1 tRNA gene and 3 rRNA genes are annotated in these 5,305 nt (G+C 52.9%); all 4 read left to right on the forward strand.

Going from position 1 to position 5,305, the window contains the following annotated elements:
* Window positions 1–289: 289 nt before the first annotated feature.
* A 16S ribosomal RNA gene (locus tag H6F52_RS25110) occupies window positions 290–1,780 on the forward strand.
* A 109-nt stretch (window positions 1,781–1,889) separates the two neighbouring features.
* Window positions 1,890–1,963: transfer RNA gene (locus tag H6F52_RS25115), tRNA-Ile, on the forward strand.
* Between the two features lie 271 nt (window positions 1,964–2,234).
* A 23S ribosomal RNA gene (locus tag H6F52_RS25120) occupies window positions 2,235–5,122 on the forward strand.
* Window positions 5,123–5,182: 60 nt separating this feature from the next.
* Window positions 5,183–5,300: ribosomal RNA gene (gene rrf, locus H6F52_RS25125) — 5S ribosomal RNA — on the forward strand.
* Together the 16S, 23S and 5S rRNA genes with 1 tRNA gene alongside form the textbook arrangement of a ribosomal RNA operon.
* The last annotated feature ends 5 nt before the right edge of the window (window positions 5,301–5,305 follow it).

The raw sequence follows: 5,305 nt of genomic DNA on the forward strand, positions 1-5,305 counted from the left end.
GCCCAAAAGCTGCGCCCTTGGGGATTTTGAGAGTTTTCCAAAAAAGTTTTTCAAAACAGTTGACAGAAGCGGTTCGTGGTTGCTACATTAATAAAGCGGTCGGGAGAGCAAGCGAAAGTGAAGCGACACCGAAGCGCACCGAACCTAGAAAAAATAATAGTTTGAAAGCCAAGTAAACACAAGTACCTCGTCAAAAAAATCAGGTGAATTGGAGGAGACTTCAATCACCCAGACGAAGTCGGTAGGAAACTTATAGTTTCCAATAGCCAAAAAAACAAACTCACTTAACACAATGGAGAGTTTGATCCTGGCTCAGGATGAACGCTGGCGGTCTGCTTAACACATGCAAGTCGAACGGGAATCTTCGGATTCTAGTGGCGGACGGGTGAGTAACGCGTGAGAATCTGCCTTCAGGACGGGGATAACAGTTGGAAACGACTGCTAAGACCGGATGTGCCGAGAGGTGAAATATTTATAGCCTGAAGATGAGCTCGCGTCCGATTAGCTAGTTGGTAAGGTAAAAGCTTACCAAGGCGACGATCGGTAGCTGGTCTGAGAGGACGATCAGCCACACTGGGACTGAGACACGGCCCAGACTCCTACGGGAGGCAGCAGTGGGGAATTTTCCGCAATGGGCGAAAGCCTGACGGAGCAAGACCGCGTGGGGGAGGAAGGTTCTTGGATTGTAAACCCCTTTTCTCAGGGAAGAAAAAAATGACGGTACCTGAGGAATCAGCATCGGCTAACTCCGTGCCAGCAGCCGCGGTAATACGGAGGATGCAAGCGTTATCCGGAATAATTGGGCGTAAAGCGTCCGTAGGTGGCTGTTCAAGTCTGCCGTTAAAGACCGGGGCTTAACCCTGGAAAGGCGGTGGAAACTGAACGGCTAGAGTGCAGTAGGGGTAGAGGGAATTCCCAGTGTAGCGGTGAAATGCGTAGAGATTGGGAAGAACACCGGTGGCGAAAGCGCTCTGCTGGACTGCAACTGACACTGAGGGACGAAAGCTAGGGGAGCGAATGGGATTAGATACCCCAGTAGTCCTAGCCGTAAACGATGGATACTAGGTGTGGCCTGTATCGACCCGGGCCGCGCCGTAGCTAACGCGTTAAGTATCCCGCCTGGGGAGTACGCACGCAAGTGTGAAACTCAAAGGAATTGACGGGGGCCCGCACAAGCGGTGGAGTATGTGGTTTAATTCGATGCAACGCGAAGAACCTTACCAGGACTTGACATGTCCGGAACCTTCTGGAAACAGAAGGGTGCCTTCGGGAACCGGAACACAGGTGGTGCATGGCTGTCGTCAGCTCGTGTCGTGAGATGTTGGGTTAAGTCCCGCAACGAGCGCAACCCTCGTCCTTAGTTGCCATCATTAAGTTGGGCACTTTAGGGAGACTGCCGGTGACAAACCGGAGGAAGGTGGGGATGACGTCAAGTCAGCATGCCCCTTACGTCCTGGGCTACACACGTACTACAATGCTACGGACAAAGGGCAGCAAGTTAGCAATGACAAGCAAATCCCATAAACCGTGGCTCAGTTCAGATCGCAGGCTGCAACTCGCCTGCGTGAAGGCGGAATCGCTAGTAATCGCCGGTCAGCATACGGCGGTGAATCCGTTCCCGGGCCTTGTACACACCGCCCGTCACACCATGGGAGTTGGCCACGCCCGAAGTCGTTACCCTAACCTGCAAAGGAGGGGGACGCCGAAGGCAGGGCTGATGACTGGGGTGAAGTCGTAACAAGGTAGCCGTACCGGAAGGTGTGGCTGGATCACCTCCTTTTAAGGGAGACCGAACCTCTGAACACCGATGAAGTCGGTCACAGAAGGTCATCCCAGGTCGTCGAGGTCGTGTCATCAAAAGCTTTCAAACTATTACGGTTCCGGTTCATGGGCTATTAGCTCAGGTGGTTAGAGCGCACCCCTGATAAGGGTGAGGTCCCTGGTTCGAGTCCAGGATGGCCCACCTAAAGTCAAGCTGATTGCTTGACAAGTAAGAGGGTAAAGCTTAACGTGGGAAGCCCGGTTGAGGGGCATATCTATAGGCCGAGCAAGTCAAAACCGAAAACCGGAAAAAGAAGTCAGCATCGACTCTGAAACTCGAAAAGCCTCAGAGAGACTGCTGGACTCTAATTCCAGCCAAAGAACCTTGAAAACTGCATAGTAACGTTAAAAAGCAGGAAAAAACGAGACGTCCAATCGAAGAAGGCGTCCGTATCATCCAAGCAAGAGAATGTGGTCAAGCTACAAAGAGCTTATGGTGGATCCCTCGGCACACAGAGGCGATGAAGGACGTGGCGACCGACGAAACGCTCCGGGGAGCTGGAAGCAAGCAATGAGCCGGAGATATCCGAATGGGGCAACCCCAAAGAACTAACTGCTGAATCCATAGGCAGTAAAGAGCCAACCCAGTGAACTGAAACATCTTAGTAGCTGGAGGAAAAGAAATCAAAAGAGATTCCCTGAGTAGTGGTGAGCGAAACGGGAAGAGCCTAAACCATCAAGCATGCTTGGTGGGGTAGTGGGACAGCAACGTGGGACTCGAGAAGTTAGACAAAGCAACTGAAAACTGCACCAGAGAAGGTAAAAGTCCTGTAGTCGAAAGCTTCAAAAGCCCTAGCTGAATCCCGAGTAGCACGGGGCACGTGAAATCCCGTGTGAATCAGCCGAGACCACTCGGTAAGGCTAAATACTACTGTGTGACCAATAGCGAACCAGTACCGCGAGGGAAAGGTGAAAAGAACCCCGGAAGGGGAGTGAAATAGAACGTGAAACCGTAAGCTTACAAGCAATGGAAGCTCGATTGAACGAGTGACCGTGTGCCTGTTGAAGAATGAGCCGGCGACTTATAAGCAGTGGCAGGTCAAAGCATTCAATGCTCAAGCCAAAGCGAAAGCGAGTCTGAAAAGGGCGATAAGTCACTGTTTATAGACCCGAACCCGGGTGATCTAACCATGTCCAGGATGAAGCTTGGGTAACACCAAGTGGAGGTCCGAACCGACTGATGTTGAAAAATCAGCGGATGAGGTGTGGTTAGGGGTGAAATGCCAATCGAACCCGGAGCTAGCTGGTTCTCCCCGAAATGTGTTGAGGCGCAGCGGTTGTGATTATAGTCTGGGGGTAAAGCACTGTTTCGGTGCGGGCTGCGAGAGCGGTACCAAATCGAGACAAACTCAGAATACCAGATGCACACACAGCCAGTGAGACGGTGGGGGATAAGCTTCATCGTCAAGAGGGAAACAGCCCAGACCACCAGCTAAGGCCCCCAAATGGTCACTAAGTGATTAAGGAGGTGGGAGTGCAAAGACAACCAGGAGGTTTGCCTAGAAGCAGCCATCCTTGAAAGAGTGCGTAATAGCTCACTGGTCAAGCGCTCCTGCGCCGAAAATGAACGGGGCTAAGTGACATGCCGAAGCTGTGGGATATATAAAGTATCGGTAGGGGAGCGTTCCGCAGTAGTGAGAAGCACTAGCGACAAGCAGGTGTGGACGAAACGGAAGTGAGAATGTCGGCTTGAGTAGCGCAAACATTGGTGAGAATCCAATGCCCCGAAACCCCAAGGGTTCCTCCGGAAGGCTCGTCCGCGGAGGGTTAGTCAGGGCCTAAGGCGAGGCAGAAATGCGTAGTCGATGGACAACGGGTCAACAATCCCGTACCAGTAATTGTTGGTGCAGAGGGACGGAGAAGGCAAGAGCCAGCCGGATGTTGGTTACCGGTTCAAGCGTTCGAGGTGATGAGGGACGGAGAAAACGGCCCGAGCTAAGGCGCGAGTACGACCCCCTACGGGGGGGAAGTGGTATCAGTCAAGCTTCCAAGAAAAGCTCTAAACACCATAAACAATTACCGCCTGTACCCGAAACCGACACAGGTGGGGAGGTTGAGAATACCAAGGGGCGCGAGATAACTCTCTCTAAGGAACTCGGCAAAATGACCCCGTAACTTCGGGAGAAGGGGTGCCTTCAGAAATGAAGGTCGCAGTGAAGAGATCCAGGCGACTGTTTACCAAAAACACAGGTCTCCGCTAAGTCGCAAGACGATGTATGGGGGCTGACGCCTGCCCAGTGCCGGAAGGTTAAAGAAGTCGGTTAGGCGCAAGCCGAAGCTGGCGACTGAAGCCCCGGTGAACGGCGGCCGTAACTATAACGGTCCTAAGGTAGCGAAATTCCTTGTCGGGTAAGTTCCGACCCGCACGAAAGGCGTAACGATCTGGATGCTGTCTCGGAGAGAGGCTCGGCGAAATAGGAATGTCTGTGAAGATACGGACTGCCTGCACCAGGACAGAAAGACCCTATGAAGCTTTACTGTAGCCTGGAATGGTGTTCGGGCTTCGCTTGCGCAGGATAGGTGGGAGGCGTTGAAGTACCCCTTGTGGGGGGTATGGAGCCAACGGTGAGATACCACTCTGGCGAGGCTAGAATTCTAACCTTGACCCCTGAATCGGGGCGAGGAACAGTTTCAGGTGGGCAGTTTGACTGGGGCGGTCGCCTCCTAAAAGGTAACGGAGGCGCGCAAAGGTTCCCTCAGCCTGGTTGGAAACCAGGCGGCGAGTGTAAAGGCAAAAGGGAGCTTGACTGCAAGAGCTACAACTCAAGCAGGGACGAAAGTCGGCCTTAGTGATCCGACGGCACCGCGTGGAAGGGCCGTCGCTCAACGGATAAAAGTTACTCTAGGGATAACAGGCTGATCTCCCCCAAGAGTTCACATCGACGGGGAGGTTTGGCACCTCGATGTCGGCTCATCGCAACCTGGGGCGGAAGTACGTCCCAAGGGTTGGGCTGTTCGCCCATTAAAGCGGTACGTGAGCTGGGTTCAGAACGTCGTGAGACAGTTCGGTCCATATCCGGTGCAGGCGTAAGAGCATTGAGAGGATCCCTCCTTAGTACGAGAGGACCGGGAGGGACGCACCGCTGGTGTACCAGTTATCGTGCCAACGGTAAACGCTGGGTAGCCAAGTGCGGAGCGGATAACCGCTGAAAGCATCTAAGTGGGAAGCCCACCTCAAGATGAGTGCTCTCATGGAAATAATCCAGTAAGGTCACAGGAAGAACACCTGTAAATAGGCGCCAGGTGGAAGTGCAGCAATGTATGCAGCCGAAGCGTCCTAATAGACCGAGGGCTTGACCTCAACTCCTAAAACTAAACTAACGTTACTATGCAGTATTGAGGGTTCATCCTCACATTCTTTCCTGGTGCTACTAGCGTTGTGGAACCACACCGACTCCATCCCGAACTCGGAGGTGAAACGCAACTGCGGCGAAGATACTCGGTGGGTGACTGCCTGGGAAAATAGCTCAGTGCCAGGTTGATT

The sequence above is a fragment of the Coleofasciculus sp. FACHB-542 genome, from assembly GCF_014695825.1.
Lineage (GTDB): Bacteria > Cyanobacteriota > Cyanobacteriia > Cyanobacteriales > FACHB-T130 > FACHB-T130.